The 14,347-nt window shown below is 55.1% G+C and carries 19 protein-coding genes and 1 pseudogene; 16 read left to right on the plus strand and 4 right to left on the minus strand.

The genetic code is table 11. The annotated features are described in order from the left end of the window. The first annotated feature begins 147 nt into the window (after nt 1–147). The 3 genes from RZA33_RS12455 to cobJ are packed head-to-tail and all read left to right on the plus strand — an operon-like array spanning nt 148 to nt 2,245. A complete protein-coding gene (locus tag RZA33_RS12455) occupies nt 148–777 on the plus strand; it encodes a precorrin-8X methylmutase (RefSeq protein WP_317508042.1) in 630 nt (209 codons plus the stop codon). Beyond that, a complete protein-coding gene (gene cobI, locus RZA33_RS12460; protein ID WP_317508043.1) occupies nt 774–1,499 on the plus strand; it encodes a precorrin-2 C(20)-methyltransferase in 726 nt (241 codons plus the stop codon). Before RZA33_RS12455 ends, cobI begins: the two co-directional genes overlap by 4 nt. Next, nucleotides 1,496–2,245, plus strand: coding sequence for a precorrin-3B C(17)-methyltransferase (gene cobJ, locus RZA33_RS12465; RefSeq protein WP_317508044.1), 750 nt, complete (start codon nt 1,496–1,498; stop codon nt 2,243–2,245). The genes cobI and cobJ overlap by 4 nt, the downstream gene beginning before the upstream one ends. Nucleotides 2,246–2,257: 12 nt before the next feature. On the opposite strand, the gene RZA33_RS12470 is transcribed toward cobJ, so the two are convergent. Next, nucleotides 2,258–2,995, minus strand: coding sequence for a cobalt-precorrin-6A reductase (locus tag RZA33_RS12470; protein ID WP_317508045.1), 738 nt, complete (start codon nt 2,993–2,995; stop codon nt 2,258–2,260). Between RZA33_RS12470 and cbiE the strand changes: the two genes are divergently transcribed. The 7 genes from cbiE (at nt 2,994) to rho (ending at nt 9,096) form a co-directional block, all read left to right on the plus strand. Further along, entirely contained in the window at nt 2,994–4,217 is a 1,224-nt protein-coding gene (gene cbiE / locus RZA33_RS12475; RefSeq protein ID WP_317508046.1) for a precorrin-6y C5,15-methyltransferase (decarboxylating) subunit CbiE, read from the plus strand. The genes RZA33_RS12470 and cbiE overlap by 2 nt on opposite strands. Next, nucleotides 4,214–4,597 (plus strand): cobalamin biosynthesis protein, encoded by a 384-nt coding sequence (locus RZA33_RS12480; RefSeq protein ID WP_317508047.1) that lies wholly within the window; start codon nt 4,214–4,216, stop codon nt 4,595–4,597. The genes cbiE and RZA33_RS12480 overlap by 4 nt, the downstream gene beginning before the upstream one ends. Next, nucleotides 4,597–5,400 carry a precorrin-4 C(11)-methyltransferase gene (cobM, locus tag RZA33_RS12485; RefSeq protein WP_317508048.1) on the plus strand — a complete coding sequence of 268 codons (804 nt, stop codon included), beginning with the start codon at nt 4,597–4,599 and terminating at the stop codon, nt 5,398–5,400. Before RZA33_RS12480 ends, cobM begins: the two co-directional genes overlap by 1 nt. Further along, nucleotides 5,397–6,173 carry a precorrin-6A synthase (deacetylating) gene (cobF, locus tag RZA33_RS12490; protein ID WP_317508049.1) on the plus strand — a complete coding sequence of 259 codons (777 nt, stop codon included), beginning with the start codon at nt 5,397–5,399 and terminating at the stop codon, nt 6,171–6,173. The genes cobM and cobF overlap by 4 nt, the downstream gene beginning before the upstream one ends. A 70-nt stretch (nt 6,174–6,243) precedes the next feature. Further along, nucleotides 6,244–6,684, plus strand: a complete 441-nt coding sequence (locus RZA33_RS12495; RefSeq protein ID WP_317508050.1) for a YtoQ family protein — start codon at nt 6,244–6,246, stop codon at nt 6,682–6,684. 492 nt (nt 6,685–7,176) lie between these two features. Continuing rightward, nucleotides 7,177–7,770 (plus strand): GNAT family protein, encoded by a 594-nt coding sequence (locus RZA33_RS12500; RefSeq protein ID WP_317508051.1) that lies wholly within the window; start codon nt 7,177–7,179, stop codon nt 7,768–7,770. 369 nt (nt 7,771–8,139) lie between these two features. Further along, nucleotides 8,140–9,096, plus strand: a complete 957-nt coding sequence (gene rho, locus RZA33_RS12505; RefSeq protein ID WP_317508052.1) for a transcription termination factor Rho — start codon at nt 8,140–8,142, stop codon at nt 9,094–9,096. Nucleotides 9,097–9,155: 59 nt separating this feature from the next. On the opposite strand, the gene RZA33_RS12510 is transcribed toward rho, so the two are convergent. After that, complete coding sequence (locus RZA33_RS12510; protein WP_317508053.1) at nt 9,156–10,349, minus strand: DEAD/DEAH box helicase; 1,194 nt, start codon at nt 10,347–10,349, stop codon at nt 9,156–9,158. A gap of 284 nt (nt 10,350–10,633) precedes the next feature. On the opposite strand from RZA33_RS12510, the gene RZA33_RS12515 reads away from it, so the two are divergent. The 5 genes and pseudogenes from RZA33_RS12515 (at nt 10,634) to RZA33_RS12535 (ending at nt 13,302) form a co-directional block, all read left to right on the plus strand. Then, on the plus strand, nt 10,634–11,083 hold the full coding sequence (locus tag RZA33_RS12515; RefSeq protein ID WP_317508054.1) for a DUF2267 domain-containing protein: 450 nt from the start codon (nt 10,634–10,636) through the stop codon (nt 11,081–11,083). 102 nt (nt 11,084–11,185) lie between these two features. Next, nucleotides 11,186–11,323 (plus strand): annotated as a pseudogene (locus tag RZA33_RS12520) (VOC family protein); the annotation flags it as partial. 310 nt (nt 11,324–11,633) lie between these two features. Then, on the plus strand, nt 11,634–12,059 hold the full coding sequence (locus tag RZA33_RS12525) for an N-acetyltransferase (protein ID WP_317508055.1): 426 nt from the start codon (nt 11,634–11,636) through the stop codon (nt 12,057–12,059). Between the two features lie 244 nt (nt 12,060–12,303). Then, nucleotides 12,304–12,726 (plus strand): tetratricopeptide repeat protein, encoded by a 423-nt coding sequence (locus tag RZA33_RS12530; RefSeq protein WP_317508056.1) that lies wholly within the window; start codon nt 12,304–12,306, stop codon nt 12,724–12,726. 90 nt (nt 12,727–12,816) lie between these two features. Beyond that, complete coding sequence (locus RZA33_RS12535; RefSeq protein WP_317508057.1) at nt 12,817–13,302, plus strand: DUF1456 family protein; 486 nt, start codon at nt 12,817–12,819, stop codon at nt 13,300–13,302. Nucleotides 13,303–13,373: 71 nt separating this feature from the next. On the opposite strand, the gene RZA33_RS12540 is transcribed toward RZA33_RS12535, so the two are convergent. Both RZA33_RS12540 and RZA33_RS19925 read right to left on the minus strand, forming a co-directional pair. Beyond that, nucleotides 13,374–13,685 (minus strand): type II toxin-antitoxin system RelE/ParE family toxin, encoded by a 312-nt coding sequence (locus RZA33_RS12540; RefSeq protein WP_317508058.1) that lies wholly within the window; start codon nt 13,683–13,685, stop codon nt 13,374–13,376. A 2-nt stretch (nt 13,686–13,687) separates the two neighbouring features. Further along, nucleotides 13,688–13,924: an addiction module protein gene (locus RZA33_RS19925; RefSeq protein WP_416337866.1), complete on the minus strand. Its 237-nt coding sequence runs from the start codon at nt 13,922–13,924 to the stop codon at nt 13,688–13,690. A 141-nt stretch (nt 13,925–14,065) separates the two neighbouring features. Here RZA33_RS19925 and RZA33_RS12545 point away from each other — a divergent pair, with 141 nt between their 5' ends. Next, complete coding sequence (locus RZA33_RS12545; protein WP_317508059.1) at nt 14,066–14,341, plus strand: putative quinol monooxygenase; 276 nt, start codon at nt 14,066–14,068, stop codon at nt 14,339–14,341. Nucleotides 14,342–14,347 lie beyond the last annotated feature (6 nt).

Below are 14,347 nucleotides of genomic sequence, written 5' to 3' on the forward strand. Positions count from 1 at the left end.
AGTGTCAGGGCAGGTTGTAGCGAGGGTCTTTTTCCATGGATGGAAAAAGTAGCGCCCAAGGATGGGTTCACAGCGCCCTCGCGTAAACCTGCCCTGGCACGGGTGTCTTGCAGACCAGCAGCGAATTAGTTTATTTGGAGATTTTGGGTGCCCTATAAGTACGAAACCAGTGGCCCGGCGATTTACCGGGAGTCGTTTGCGATTATTCGCAGTGAAGCCGAGCTTGGCCGCTTTTCAGTGGAAGAAGAGACCGTGGCGGTGCGCATGATTCACGCCGCCGGGCTGGTGGAATTGGCCGCGCATATTTATTTTCAAAATGACGTGGTCAATAAGGCCCGTGCCGCGTTAGAGCAGGGCGCACCGATTCTCTGCGATGCCCGCATGGTCTCGGAAGGCATCACCCGCAAGCGGCTGCCCGCTGATAACGAGGTCATCTGCACCCTTAACGATGAACGCACACCCGGCCTCGCCCAGGAAATGGCCAACACCCGCTCGGCGGCGGCGCTGGAGCTGTGGCGGCCGCACCTGAAAGACGCCGTGGTCGCCATTGGCAACGCGCCCACCGCGCTGTTTCACCTGCTCAATATGCTCGAAGACCCGGCGTGCCCACGCCCGGCGGCGATTATCGGCTGCCCGGTCGGCTTTGTCGGCGCGGCGGAATCCAAGGAAGCGCTGCTGGCTAACCCGGCGCTGCCCAGCTGTATCGTCCGTGGTCGTCTGGGCGGCAGCGCCGTGACGGTGGCGGCTATCAACGCCATGGCGGATCGCATCGAATGACCCAGGGAACGGTATACGGTGTTGGGCTAGGACCCGGCTGCCAGGACTTGATGAGCGTGCGCGCCGACCGCCTGATACGCGGGGCGACCCACGTGGCGTATTTCCGTAAAAAGGGCCGCTGCGGCCATGCGCGCACCATCGTGGAGGGCATGATCCCGCCCGGCGCAATCGAGCTGCCCATGGAATACCCGGTCACCACGGAAATTCCCTTCGACGACCCGCGCTACAATGAGCTGCTGGCGGCTTTCTATGAACGCAGCGTGGCCCAGCTGATCGAGATCGCGGAGGCCGGGTGCGATGTAGTGGTGCTGTGTGAAGGCGACCCGTTCTTCTACGGCTCCTTTATGCACCTCTACACCCGGCTGCTAAACCGCGTACCCGTCTCGGTAGTGCCGGGAATTACCGGGATGTCGGCGGCGTGGACGGCCACCGGGCAGCCCATTACCTGGGGCGATGACATCCTGACCGTGCTGATGGCCACGCTACCTGAAGACGCGTTGGCCGAGCGCATCGCCCAGACCGATGCGTTGGTGGTGATGAAAATAGGCCGCAACCTGGCCAAACTTCGCCGAGCGCTGACTCATGCTGGCCGTGAAGGTGAGGCATGGCTGATCGAGTACGCCGCCATGACGCAACAACGTGTATTGCCGCTGGCGGACGTTGGCGAGAGTGTGCCGTACTTCTCGATTGTGTTGATCCATGGCCACGGGAGGCGGCCATGAGCGGCTGGCTGAAAATCGTCGGCCTGGGGCCGGGCTCAGAGGCCATGGTCACTCCCGAGGTAACCGCTGCGCTTCAGGACGCCACCGACGTGGTGGGCTATGTGCCCTACGTTAACCGGGTCGCGCCGCGTTCAGGATTAGTGCGCCACGGCTCGGACAACCGCGAAGAGATCCGCCGGGCGGAGCAAGCGCTACAGCTGGCGCTTGAGGGCCATAGGGTCGTGGTGGTGTCTTCCGGCGACCCCGGCGTCTTTGCGATGGCGGCTGCAGTGTTCGAGGCCTTGGAAGCCGGTGATGCCCAGTGGCGTTCGCTGGATATTCAGGTGCTGCCGGGCATTTCCGCCATGCTGGCCGCCAGCGCAAGCGTCGGCGCACCGTTAGGCCACGACTTCTGCTGCATCAATCTATCCGACAATCTAAAGCCCTGGGCGCTGATTGAAAAGCGCCTGCGCTTGGCCGCTGAGGCCGACTTCGCCATGGCGTTTTACAACCCACGCTCCAAGTCGCGCCCGGCGGGCTTCGAGCGCACGCTAGACGTACTGCGGGAAACCTGCGGGCCGGATAGGCTGATCATCTTCGCCCGGGCGGTGTCCACCCTGGAAGAGTCGATTCGCGTCACCACGCTAGGCGAGGCGACGCCGGACATGGCCGATATGCGCACCCTGGTGATTGTCGGCTCCCAGCAGACGCGCTTGATTGAGCGAGCCGGAGCGCCGCTGGTTTATACGCCGCGCTCGGCTGATTAAGCGAATTGAAGATTAAGAGTGGCTATCGAGCCAGCTAATCACGTCATCAATACGATGAACTTCGTGGCGGGGTGGCAGTGCTGGCCGTTCGATCATCACAATGGGTAAGCCGAGCATGCGAGCAGCGGTCAGTTTGGACGCCGCTCCTTCACCGCCGGAATTTTTACACACGATGCGCTGGATTCGCTGGGTTTCCAGCAGGGCGAGATCGCCTTCCAGCGTAAAGGGGCCTCTATCAATCACGGTGCTGACATCCGGCAGCGGCGGCGGGCTGGTAGGCCGGTCAACCAAACGCAGCACGTAATGGTGCTGGGGCTGGGCGGCAAAGGAGCTAAGGTGCATTCGGCCAATGGCGAGCAGCACCCGCAGGGGCGGGCTAGCCAAGGCGCTGACGGCTTCATTGATACTTGCCACGCTGTGCCACTGGTCGCCCTCAACGGGTTGCCAGGCAGGCCGGGTAAGGGCAATGGCCTTTACGCCGCACTGGGCCGCGGCGGCTAACACATTCGTGCTCATCTGCGCGGCAAAGGGGTGCGTAGCATCGACGATATGGGTGATGCGCTCCTGGGCCACAAAGGCGGCAAGGCCGCTAACGCCGCCGAAACCGCCAATGCGGGTCGGCAGTGGCTGGGGTTTAGGCGTGGCAACACGACCCGCATAGCTGAAAATGGCGGGAAGCCCGCGCTTGGCAACCGCACTGGCCAGGGCGCTGGCCTCCGAGGTTCCCCCGAGAATTAGGATCTTGATCATGGTTGAAATTTCTCACGCTCCAGTGGGTCAGGCTCCCTGGCTGACCCTTTTAGGCTGGGGGGAGGGTGGCACACAGGGGCTAACGGCGGCAAGCCGCGCCGCATTGGAAAGTGCCCAGGTGGTGTTCGGCGCGCGCCGCCACCTGCGCCTTTTGCCGCCCCTAAACGCCGAGGTGATTGAGTGGCCGGTGCCCTTTGCCGATGGCATTCCTGAACTGCTCAGTAAGCGCGGCCGCCGGGTTGTTATGCTGGTCTCCAACGACCCGTTCTGGTTTGGGGCAGGCAGCACCCTGGCGCAGCATCTCAGCGCAGACGAGTGGCTAGCCCTGCCAGCGCCTTCCTCCTTCAGCCTGGTTGCCTCCCGCTTGGGCTGGCCGCTGGAGCGCTGCACTTGCCTGGGCCTGCACGCCAAACCGCTGACGCGCATTCGGCCCTATCTTCATGCCGGTAGTCGTTTGCTGTTGCTGGTAAGAGACGGCGATGCGGTGGCCGAACTCGCCTCGCTGGTCAGCCGGTTCGGCTTTGCGGATTCCCAACTAACAGTGCTGGAAGCCTTGGGAGGCGATAACGAGCGCATTCGCCATTGTCGTGTCGACGCCAACTTGCCCCAGGATATCGCCCATCCGGTCGCGGTGGGGCTGGAAGTCGCCGGTAACGGCCCCGCCTTGCCGCTGACGCCCGGCCTGCCGGATCATTTTTTTGACAACGATGGCCAGATTACCAAACAGACCATTCGCGCCATCACCCTAGCCGCGCTGGCCCCCATGCCCGGCGAGCGGCTGTGGGATATCGGCACCGGGTCGGGCTCCGTCGCCATTGAGTGGCTGCTCGCTCACGCGGATAATCTGGCGGTGGGCTTTGAGCAAAACGCAGAACGGGCAGCGCGGGCGCGCAGCAACGCAGAGAACCTGGGCCTCGATTGGCTGGAAGTAAAACAGGGTAGCGCGCCGGAGGTGCTAAACGATACGCCGCTGCCGGATGCGGTGTTTATCGGCGGCGGGCTATCCCAAGCGCTGTTAGACGACTTATGGCAGCGATTGCCCGAGGGCGTGCGCATCGTCGCCAATGCCGTCACCCTGGAATCCGAAGCGTTGCTGGCGCACTGGCAGCATAAAGTAGGTGGCGAACTGCTGCGCCTGGAACTGGCTAACGCCGCCCCCATTGGCACCCGGCGAGGCTGGAAGGCCAGCTACCCCATCGTTCAGTGGCGGGGCGTTCGATGACAGCACGGGGGTTGAGAATCGCGGGGTTTGGTTTTCGCAGTGAGGCCACGATTGAATCGCTCGCCCAGGCGCTGGATCAGCTTACCGAGCAGTACGGCGCTATCGATAAGCTGGCGGCGGCTCATTCAATGCTGCCGTTAGTCGAAGAACTGTGCCGACTGCGACATATCGAGGTTATCTCCGTGGCGGATGTCGGGCTACCGACGGCGATAACGCTGACTCATTCAGCGCAAAGTTTGCTGGCCCGCGGCACAGGCAGCGTTGCCGAGGCCGTGGCGTTACTAGCGGCGGGCCAGAATGCTAGGTTAGTGGGGCCGAGAATCATCTCAGCGGATCGGCAGGCCACCGCCGCGTTGGCGATAGCAGAAGGAAATAGATAATGACCGTACACTTCATCGGCGCAGGCCCCGGCGCGCCGGATCTGCTTACCCTGCGCGGGCGCGACCTGATCGCCGCCTGCTCGGTGTGCCTGTACGCGGGTTCATTAGTGCCGGAGGAAATCCTCGAACACTGCCCGGCAGGGGCGCGGGTGATCAATACCGCGCCGCTCTCGCTGGATGACATCATGCAGGAAATCAGCCGCGCCCATGCCGAAGGCCAGGATGTCGCCCGGCTGCATTCGGGGGATCTATCGGTATGGTCGGCCATGGGCGAGCAGCTGCGTCGCCTGCGCGAGCTGGATATTCCTTACAGCATAACCCCCGGCGTGCCGTCGTTTGCAGCCGCGGCGGCAACCTTAGGCCAGGAGCTAACGCTACCCGGTGTCGCCCAGTCGGTGGTGCTCACCCGCACGCCGGGGCGGGCCAGCGCCATGCCCAGTAACGAAACCCTGGCCAATTTTGCACGCACCGGCGCCACGCTGGCCATCCATCTCTCCATCCATAATCTTTCCCAGGTCGTCGAAAGCCTGACGCCTTTCTATGGCGAGCAGTGCCCAGTGGCGATTGTGTGGCGGGCAAGCTGGCCCGACGAGCGGGCAGTGCGTGGGCGGCTAGCCACCATAGAAGAGCAGATCGATGACACCATGCAGCGCACCGCGCTAATTCTGGTGGGGCCGGTGCTGGAGAGCGAAGACTTCCAGGAGAGCAGCCTCTACGCCGTAGGCTACGACCGCCGCTTTCGCCCCCAATCGGCGGATTCGCCTTTTGCTACGGCAAGCCAAAATCAAGAGCGCGAATCATGATCACGCTCTCGCTCATAGGCATCGGCACCGGCAACCTTGACCACGTCACCCTGGCCGCCGTGCGCGCCCTCAATAACGCCGACCTGATCCTGCTGCCCCGCAAAGGCGAGGCAAAGTCGGATCTTGTCGACCTGCGCCGCTTACTCTGCGAACGGTTGCTGGAAGCGCCAGTGGCCACCAAGATCGTCGAGTTCGATCTTCCTAGTCGTGATGATGGCCGCGATGGTCGCAATGACTACCTGGGCGCGGTGGACGACTGGCACGCTGCCATCGCCAGCGTCTGGGCGCAGCTAATCGATGAACATCTTCCCAACGGCGGGCGGGTAGGGATGCTGGTGTGGGGCGACCCCTCGCTTTACGACAGCAGCCTGCGCATTACCCAGCGCCTAAGCGCTGCGGGTAAGCAGGTTGATGTAGAGGTAGTGCCAGGCATCACCAGCCTGCAAGTGCTCACTGCTGAACACAAAATCCCCCTTAACGCGCTCGCAGAACCAGTTCAAATCACCACCGGCCGCCGCCTACGCGAGCGCGGCTGGCCAAGCGATGCCGCCACAGTCGCTGTGATGCTGGATAGCGGTGGGGCCTTTACCTCGCTGCCGCAAGAGGATACCTACATCTGGTGGGGCGCCTACCTGGGCATGGATAAACAGTGCCTGATCAAAGGCTGGCTAAGCGACGTCGGCGACCAGATCATCCAGCGCCGAGCAGAGCTACGCGACACCCACGGCTGGATAATGGATATTTATCTGCTGGCCAAACAGCCTCTGCTATAACGCTGGTATAAATATGGAATGTTTTTCCATAAAATGGCGCTACTGACCAACTAATATTCGAGGAATGGCCATGAGCTTTTACGTTTACCTATCCGGCGAGATCCACACCGACTGGCGCGAAGAAATCCAGCGCGGCGCTGACGCAGCGGGCCTGGATATCGTGTTTACCGCGCCGGTCACCGACCACGCCGCCTCTGATGCCGCTGGCGACCACCTGGGCAAGCCGGAAAATGGCTTCTGGCGCGACCACCAGTCCTCCAAGGTCAACGCCATCCGCACCCGCACGATGATCGAGCAGGCCGATCTGGTCGTTGTTCGCTTCGGCGACCAGTACAAACAGTGGAACGCCGCCTTCGACGCAGGCTACTGCGCAGCCCTCGCCAAGCCCTACATCACCCTGCACAGCGAAGACATCGTTCACCCGCTGAAAGAAGTGGATGCCGGTGCTCAAGCCTGGTGTACCACGACGGATCAGGTAGTCGAAACACTCCGCTACGTTCTGAAAGCGTAACGAACCCAAAACCTGACTGGCCCATCTCACTATCATGGCCGCCATGACCGGAAGGGGATAGGGCAACGTGCGGCACGATCAGAGCATATCCAGGCCCGTTGCAATGAGGTTGCTACGGGCCTGGATATTGGGCGACCAAAGCCATCGTGCCCCATGGCTGGTGCAAGGGGTTTGTAGGAGCGCAACTTGTTGCGCGATCAGCAGTTATCCCGCCACAGAAAACCATCGCCCGACGAAGTCGGGCTCTTACAGAGCCTGCTGCATGGGGTATTGTAAGAACCCAATTTATTGGGCGATCAGCGTCTCAGCTGCCACAGCACATCACCGCTCACCAACGCTGGTTGCTGGAACATGCCCGGTTCTATAGGCACTCAGAAATTCTCCTGCTTAGGCGTGACCTAAGCCAAATTTATGAATAGAGTAGAGTTAGTCGAGCAAATGAGTGGGCACGCGAATTTTTTTTGAACTGTTAAGCAGTGAAAAGGAAGCCACATGGAAGTATCACCTGTCACCCTAAAGGGTAAGCATGTTGAGCTGAAACCCTTGAAGCTGTCGCACCGCGATGCTTTTTTTGTTGCAGCATCCGATGGTGAACTGTGGGCGTCTGATTTGACCATTGTTCCCGCGAGTCCTGAGGCAACGGATGAGTATATTCGGGAGGCCATTGAAGGCCAGGAAAGTGGCATCTATCTACCGTTTGTTATCATTCATCGCCAAACGGGCCGAGTAGTCGGAACAACACGCTACCGCGCTATAAATTTCCGCCACCGCCGGCTGGAGATCGGTTCCACCTGGTTAGCGAAAAGCGCTCAGAGAACAGCCGTCAACACGGAGTCAAAATTTTTGCTTCTTCAGCATGCCTTCGAACATCTGGGCTGCCTGCGAGTAGAATTCCTTACCGATGCGCTCAACCAACAATCGAGAGCGGCTATTGAACGATTGGGAGCGACATTAGAGGGAATACTGAGAATGCATATGGTCATGCCTAGTGGCCGGTCTCGAGACTCCGCATATTTCAGCATTATTGAGACCGAGTGGCCGACAGTCAGGGACCGGCTTGAATCCAAACTTGGGGAAAGGAGTTGAGGTTGCTTAACAATTGGCTGCACTGCGACTGATTTTACGCCGCTTTGTGGCTCCAAACCGGCGCGTGAGCCGGGCATTGAGGCTGTAGGAAAACCCCGCTGATGCCTGAGTTTTGGTGGGATCAAGGAAAACACACGAGGAGTGGTCAGCATGCTGCGCTTCAAGTTCTATAATCACGATCAGCCACCCATGGTGGTGATCAACTACTAAGATCAGCTCCAACCCGATACGTTTTAGCACAAGCTAGACTTATCCGTTTTCCATGCCAAGTATCGCAACGACGCGACCAGTCAGCTGGCCTATGATGCAGCTATTCTATAAGTTCAGTATTCTATAAATTCAGGTTATTCAAGGCGATACATCAATATTATGACGAGAAAAACACTAGGCTTGAAGGCGAAAAAACAGATAGATGCCAAGCCCGCCGACGAAGTTGACGATCAATTCCCGAATGATCCCGAACAACGTTTTTTAAATGGCGTCGCTATTCATCCTTCCCCACGCATTTATTTAGAGCCTGGTTCTGAGCAGCGTACTGTGCGGGCGATGGATTTGATTACGCCCATTGGGATGGGTCAGCGTGGGTTAATTGTGGCGCCGCCAGGCTCTGGCAAAACGACGATGTTAAAACATATCTGTCAGGCCGTGGCAGAAGCTCATCCTGACATAAAGCTGTATGCCTTGCTGATTGATGAGCGCCCGGAAGAAGTGACCGATTTTAAGCGCAGTGTGTCGGCAGAAGTCCATGCATCGTCTTCAGACGAAACTTACACACACCATGTGAATATGGCTAATAAGCTCCTTGAGACGGCGCGTAAGCAAGCAGGCGAGGGTCATAATGTGATGATTGTGATCGATTCTCTTACCAGACTCTCGCGCGTTCATAATGCTGAGCAGCGAGGCAATGGTCGCACTATGTCGGGTGGGCTGGATTCCCGAGCGATGGAAATACCCCGGAAATTGTTTGGCGCCGCGAGAAAGATCGAAAACGGCGGATCGCTCACCATTCTGGCTACCGTGCTGGTGGATACGGGAAGCCGTATGGATCAGGTGATTTTCGAGGAGTTCAAAGGCACGGGCAATATGGAACTGGTGCTATCTCGGGATGTGGCCAATCAACGGATTTTCCCGGCGATTGATATTGCCAAAAGCAGTACCCGTCGAGAAGAGATTTTGATTGATGCAAAAGATATTGAAAAAGTGCGCACATTGCGTAGGGCTTTGACAACGCTTAAGCCAGTAGAAGGCGCGCAGAAGTTGCTTGATTTATTGGATAAATATCCAACCAATGCCGAGCTATTAGAGGCGTTTTTACCAGATTCGTGAAATATCTATAAAGAAGCTCGCCTTTCATTCATTCAAGAGGCGAGCATCTCTGTTAAATATTAACGATTATTTTTCACATGGTTTAAGTTTGAAGCGGGTACTTCTTTTCGAGCCGGGAAGCCAGCGATTTCTTTGCGCTCGATAATGGTGTTTAACCGTCTTTCAATGGCACAAAGATTTTTAAAGTCACTCATGTCTACTAAAGAGATGGCTTCACCTGAGGCACCCGCACGGCCGGTTCGGCCAATACGGTGGATGTACTCTTCTGGCTGAAAAGGTAAATCGTAATTCACCACACGGCTCAGTTCACCAATATCCAGACCACGAGCGGCAACCCCTGTAGCGACCAAGTACTTGAGTTCGCCTGACTTGAACTGAGCCAAAACGTTCTCGCGCATGGCCTGGCTTCTACCGCCATGAATGGAGTCTGCCTTGATGCCACGTTTTTCCAGTTGAGCTACAAGCTTGGCCGCATTGTGTTTTTTCTCGGTAAAAATAAGCGCCTGATCCCACTCTTGCTCGTTGATCAGGTGGCTCAACAGGGCGGACTTGTTGTCCTTATCGACCGTGATTAGCCATTGTTTGATGTTAGCAGCGGCGCGGATGTTGGGAGAAATGGATATGTCAGCCGCTAGATCGGTCATCTTGCTATCTGAAAAACCGTAGGCGAGGGCGCGAACGTCGCCGCTCATGGTGGCCGAAAACAGTAGGTTCTGACGGTTTTCAGGTAGGCGTTCTATGATTTTGTTGATGTCGTCGACAAACCCCATGTCTACCATTCTGTCCGCTTCGTCCAATACCAGGACTTGAAGCTCATCAAAGTGCAGCGCACGCTGGTGCGCCAAATCAAGCAATCTGCCCGGCGTAGCGACCAGAATATCCACCCCTTCGATTAGGCGCTCTTTTTGAGCTTCGGTATCAACACCGCCATACACCGCCATAGAGGTTAGGTGCATGTGTTTAGCGTATTGAGCCGCGCTGGCTTCGACCTGAACCGCTAGCTCGCGGGTTGGTACGAGAATTAGCGCACGTATGCGCTTGCCGCGTAATGTCCCCGCGTTGCTGAATTTTTCCAGCAAAGGCAGCACAAAGGCAGCGGTTTTGCCCGTGCCTGTTTGTGCGGTAGCGATTAAGTCTTTACCCGAAAGAATGACAGGAATCGCTTGCTCCTGGATGGGCGTTGGCGTTTTGTAACCTAGTTCCGTAATCGCTTGAACAAGAGGACCGGATAATCCTAGTTTTGCAAAGGGCATAAGGGGCTCTGATAGATTGTCGTAAGGGGCGTCGAAAATAAAAAATGGTACATCATAGCTTAAAAGCAGCCGTTCGTTGCTCGAATAGTGCCATTGGCTTCATAGTGCTGAGTGGCGACTTCTTTGCTGGCTGACATGCGCTGAATGCTTGACCTATTGCTGGAAGCTTTACCACACTCTGAAGGGCTTCGGGAGCGTATACGTTGCGACAAGATGAAAGGCTTCGCACTTCGTTGCCCAGCTACGCCAAGTTTAGAATCTCGAACCAGGGAGGAATTTCAGAGATGGCTAATCAATCTAATACAGAGCAGCAAAATAAGCGCCATGAAAGGCGCACCTCTAACACTTACAACAAATTTCTCAACGAGTTGTGCACGCCCGGCGATATGAGCAAGGAAGAGGCGGAAAAGGCTACCGTAGCGGTATTGGGTGCTTTGGAAAAACGTATCCAGCCCACCGAAACCAGCAAGATGGAAGCACAACTGCCTCAGAAGCTACGGGAGCTACTCGACCATAGCGGAATCGATAAAAGTTTGGCCCCGCAACGCTTCGGCAAGGATGAGTTCATTGAAATGGTCGCCTCGGACCTTGACGCTAGCCCGGAAGAGGCGGAGTCGACCTCCCGGCGGGTGTTCGCCACGGTGCGCGCCCAAATCAGCGATGGCGAAGCCGAGGATGTCGCCAGCCAGCTTCCTCTGGATATTGCTCAGTTGTGGCGCGAACAGCCGACATAAGTCGGCTACTCCCAAGCCTTTGGGCTCATGGAAACAATACCAGTATCCATCTAAATAGGGAGGCGTCGATCGGTTGAGTGACGCCTTTCTGTTGTTATGGATGCCATTACCAAACCTGGTGTTTCAGAGCCGTTTCGCAAAAATGTCTATTTTGTCGATCCGGCGGGATTCGAAGTAGAGTTTGTCGAGTATTTGAGCGATATCCCGGCTGAGCGGAATTTAAATCAAGATGCACCTTAATAAGCAGTTCAGCATCCGCAGGTGGTGCTGAACCGTATTAGATTTAGCTTTAATGTTCCATGAAATATCTTTGAAATAATCTGTTAAAATTCCTGAATCTTTGAGTGGCACTTGGAAGCAAAAAGGCTATTTGGACATGCAGGGAGCTACTTATCCCCTCGGCAAGATCAGAATTACTGAAGGTGGAGAAAGCATTCCTGCCTTACTCTATGGAGCTGCTTAGCCCTTGTATCGATGCAAATTTATCCCAGGACTAGGCAGCTTTTCAGTATCGCCTTTGGCACCGTTGGTCATTATTAGGAACCTGTAGATGATTCGTGAATACCGTGAGTCAGATATTGAACGCATTTTGGATATCTGGCTCTCAGCATCGATTAAAGCGCATGACTTTGTTGGGCCAGCATTTTGGAAGTCAAAAGTTGGCGAAATGCGAAATGTCTATATTCCAGCATCCGAGACCTTTGTATTTGAAGCTGATGAGCAGATAGCCGGGTTTTGCTGCCTTTATGGAAGTACGTTGGCTGCCGTTTTTGTGTCTCCAAGCTTGCAGGGTCAAGGTATAGGATCAGCGCTGATGGATGACGCCAAGAGCAGAAGGTCGTGTTTGCAGCTCAGTGTCTATAGCCAAAATACGCCCAGTATCAACTTTTATAAGCAGCATGGCTTTATTTCACTCGGCGAGCAGATTGATGAGCAAACGGGTCACCCTGAGTTCATCATGGAGCATTACTGTTAATAACGCTTGGTGATAAAGTCGCTGAGTTTGGCGGTTGTTTTTTGTCGGCGACGGCTCTTCCTGAACCACCTTCATTAGACTCATCACACCCCCATCACAAAAACTGCGAAATGTTCATCCTTGGAGCCAGTCTCAAAGGGTATAATGTCGTTGGTTACGGTGGCCTGGCTTCGTTGCAAGCGTTAATTTTCAGCAGGTTTGCCTACTTGTTACTATTTTTAGTTAGAGAAAAGGGTGGTCGTTCATGATTAACACCAAAATATACAAAGCGGTTTACGAACTCGCTGAAAAACTCATGAGGGCTGCTGATAAAGAGGATAGAGAGGCTTTCGATGCGCTCTATGCGGAGTTGGAGGCTATCTGCACCGAGAACGAAAACACCGATAAGGATCACCCAGAGCAGTGGGAAACATTGGCTGACTTTACTGAAGAGCTAGATGAAGCGCTTGCAGCCTACGAAAAAGCCTTTGAAAAAGCCGTCGCGATTAATTCCAAAGATCATATGTCATCCATCGCCTTCTCCATGGCGAAGTTGCAGGTTGAGCTGGGCCAGACCGACGCGGCTATCAACAATCTTAAAAACGCCCAAGCCACCGCCAACAAGATTGAAGATGGTGAGCTTAAAGAAGAAATTGATGAACTGCTTGAGAAGCTGACGGCAGGCTAGGCTTGTTACGTTACTGATTTTCCAGTTCTTCACGATAGATGAACATAACACCTGATTTCGCTGGGTTTGCCTAAGACTAGGAACACTATTTTGACCAATAATGATATTTTTCGCCGCATACGCTACACCTTCGATTTAAAAGATAGCACCATTGTGGACATCTTCGCCTTGGCAGAAGTCAGCGTGACTCAGCAGCAGGTAACGGCCTGGCTGAAAAAGGATGACGACGACGCCTTTGTGCCAATGAAGAACAAAGAGCTGGCAGCGTTTTTGAATGGCTTTATTAGCTTTAAGCGTGGTAAGCGCGAAGGCCCTCAGCCCACGCCAGAATCGCAGTTGAACAACAATATGGTGTTCCAGAAGCTGCGCATTGCGCTGAATTTAAAGGCTGATGATATTTTGGCTGCTTTTGAGCTGGCTGGCTTCAATATAAGTAACCATGAATTAAGTGCGTTTTTCCGCAAGCCGAGCCATAAGAATTATCGCGAGTGCAAAGATCAGGTGCTGCGTAATTTCTTACTCGGTATTCAGCTACAGTTACGGCCCAATCAGGATGCTTCTAGCCCTGAGCTTTAATTAGCCTGGATTCATATAATAACCGCATCCGCCCTAATGACATGAAAGCGATAATTGCTCGCCAAGTGGCATTATTGGCTAACCCGAGTATGCCAGTAACCCGGCTTTCTCGAATGATGGGCGAAAGCAACAATGGTAATTGTTTGGTTATTGGAAACAGTCACAAGGGAAAAAGGGAATTGTTGAAGGATCAAGCGCTTTGCGCCACGTTTGCTTGCTTCGCCTATTACAGGTACTAGTGGTGGGTTTGGTGCGCTTAGCTTTGTGGTAGCTTGTTCAAAGGTATCAATAAGCTGTTCACCAAGCCCCGGTGATTCGAGTTCATACCAAGCTGCGGCTTCCATCAGTTCTTCTGTAGCTTCTGAGCTAACCTTTACCCTCAAAATTAGCTCCTTATCCGAGCTCTGGCTCGCTCTAGGACTTCGCTGACTTCTAACGATTCGGTTTTGCCAGATTCAAGATCATTGATTCTGCGACATATCTCAGTATCCCAGGCTTCCGATACACTGGTTTCAGTCATACCATCCAAGCTTGCTACCAAATCATGTGCCAGTTTGGCTCGCTCCTTCTCCGGTAAAGCCATTGCTTCGCTTGTGATAGTTTCAAGTTGCGCTGTATCCATTTATTCGTCCAGCCTTGTGAGACGGCAATGCCAAAATCATGCAGTAAAGCACACCTGAAGACAAGGCCATCAAGCCTGCCTATGGACTGTTGCGGAACCATATCATCAGCGCAGTTGGTAGACTCGGCGCCGAGGAAATCAATGCCAAAGGTCATATTGAAAGGATTTATCATCGTCCCCGAGCCGGATCTGCACGCTGTTAAAGCAGAGCTCATCAACCATAAGCGGTTAACCCTGGCTGAGCCCGGCTGCCTCGTTTTTGAGGTTGTTCAATGCACTATTAACCCTTATCGATTTGACGTGTATGAAGAGTTTATTGATCGAGACTCTTTTGAGTGCCATCAAGCTAGAGTGAAATCCGCCACCTGGGGTAAGGTTTCAGCCAACGTTGAACGGTATTACAAGATTCTGGAGTGATGCTGG

This window comes from Halovibrio sp. HP20-59, assembly GCF_033052795.2.
GTDB lineage: Bacteria > Pseudomonadota > Gammaproteobacteria > Pseudomonadales > Halomonadaceae > Vreelandella.

Coding starts and splice junctions, on each gene's coding strand:
- RZA33_RS12480 (WP_317508047.1), top strand. CDS start 4,214: ATGACAGCACGGGGGTTGAGAATCGCGGGGTTTGGTTTTCGCAGTGAG.
- RZA33_RS12500 (WP_317508051.1), top strand. CDS start 7,177: ATGGAAGTATCACCTGTCACCCTAAAGGGTAAGCATGTTGAGCTGAAA.
- RZA33_RS12510 (WP_317508053.1), bottom strand. CDS start 10,349: ATGCCCTTTGCAAAACTAGGATTATCCGGTCCTCTTGTTCAAGCGATT.
- RZA33_RS12470 (WP_317508045.1), bottom strand. CDS start 2,995: ATGATCAAGATCCTAATTCTCGGGGGAACCTCGGAGGCCAGCGCCCTG.
- cobM (WP_317508048.1), top strand. CDS start 4,597: ATGACCGTACACTTCATCGGCGCAGGCCCCGGCGCGCCGGATCTGCTT.
- RZA33_RS12525 (WP_317508055.1), top strand. CDS start 11,634: ATGATTCGTGAATACCGTGAGTCAGATATTGAACGCATTTTGGATATC.
- RZA33_RS19925 (WP_416337866.1), bottom strand. CDS start 13,924: ATGGATACAGCGCAACTTGAAACTATCACAAGCGAAGCAATGGCTTTA.
- RZA33_RS12515 (WP_317508054.1), top strand. CDS start 10,634: ATGGCTAATCAATCTAATACAGAGCAGCAAAATAAGCGCCATGAAAGG.
- rho (WP_317508052.1), top strand. CDS start 8,140: ATGACGAGAAAAACACTAGGCTTGAAGGCGAAAAAACAGATAGATGCC.
- cobI (WP_317508043.1), top strand. CDS start 774: ATGACCCAGGGAACGGTATACGGTGTTGGGCTAGGACCCGGCTGCCAG.
- RZA33_RS12545 (WP_317508059.1), top strand. CDS start 14,066: ATGCCAAAGGTCATATTGAAAGGATTTATCATCGTCCCCGAGCCGGAT.
- cobF (WP_317508049.1), top strand. CDS start 5,397: ATGATCACGCTCTCGCTCATAGGCATCGGCACCGGCAACCTTGACCAC.
- cbiE (WP_317508046.1), top strand. CDS start 2,994: ATGGTTGAAATTTCTCACGCTCCAGTGGGTCAGGCTCCCTGGCTGACC.
- cobJ (WP_317508044.1), top strand. CDS start 1,496: ATGAGCGGCTGGCTGAAAATCGTCGGCCTGGGGCCGGGCTCAGAGGCC.
- RZA33_RS12530 (WP_317508056.1), top strand. CDS start 12,304: ATGATTAACACCAAAATATACAAAGCGGTTTACGAACTCGCTGAAAAA.
- RZA33_RS12495 (WP_317508050.1), top strand. CDS start 6,244: ATGAGCTTTTACGTTTACCTATCCGGCGAGATCCACACCGACTGGCGC.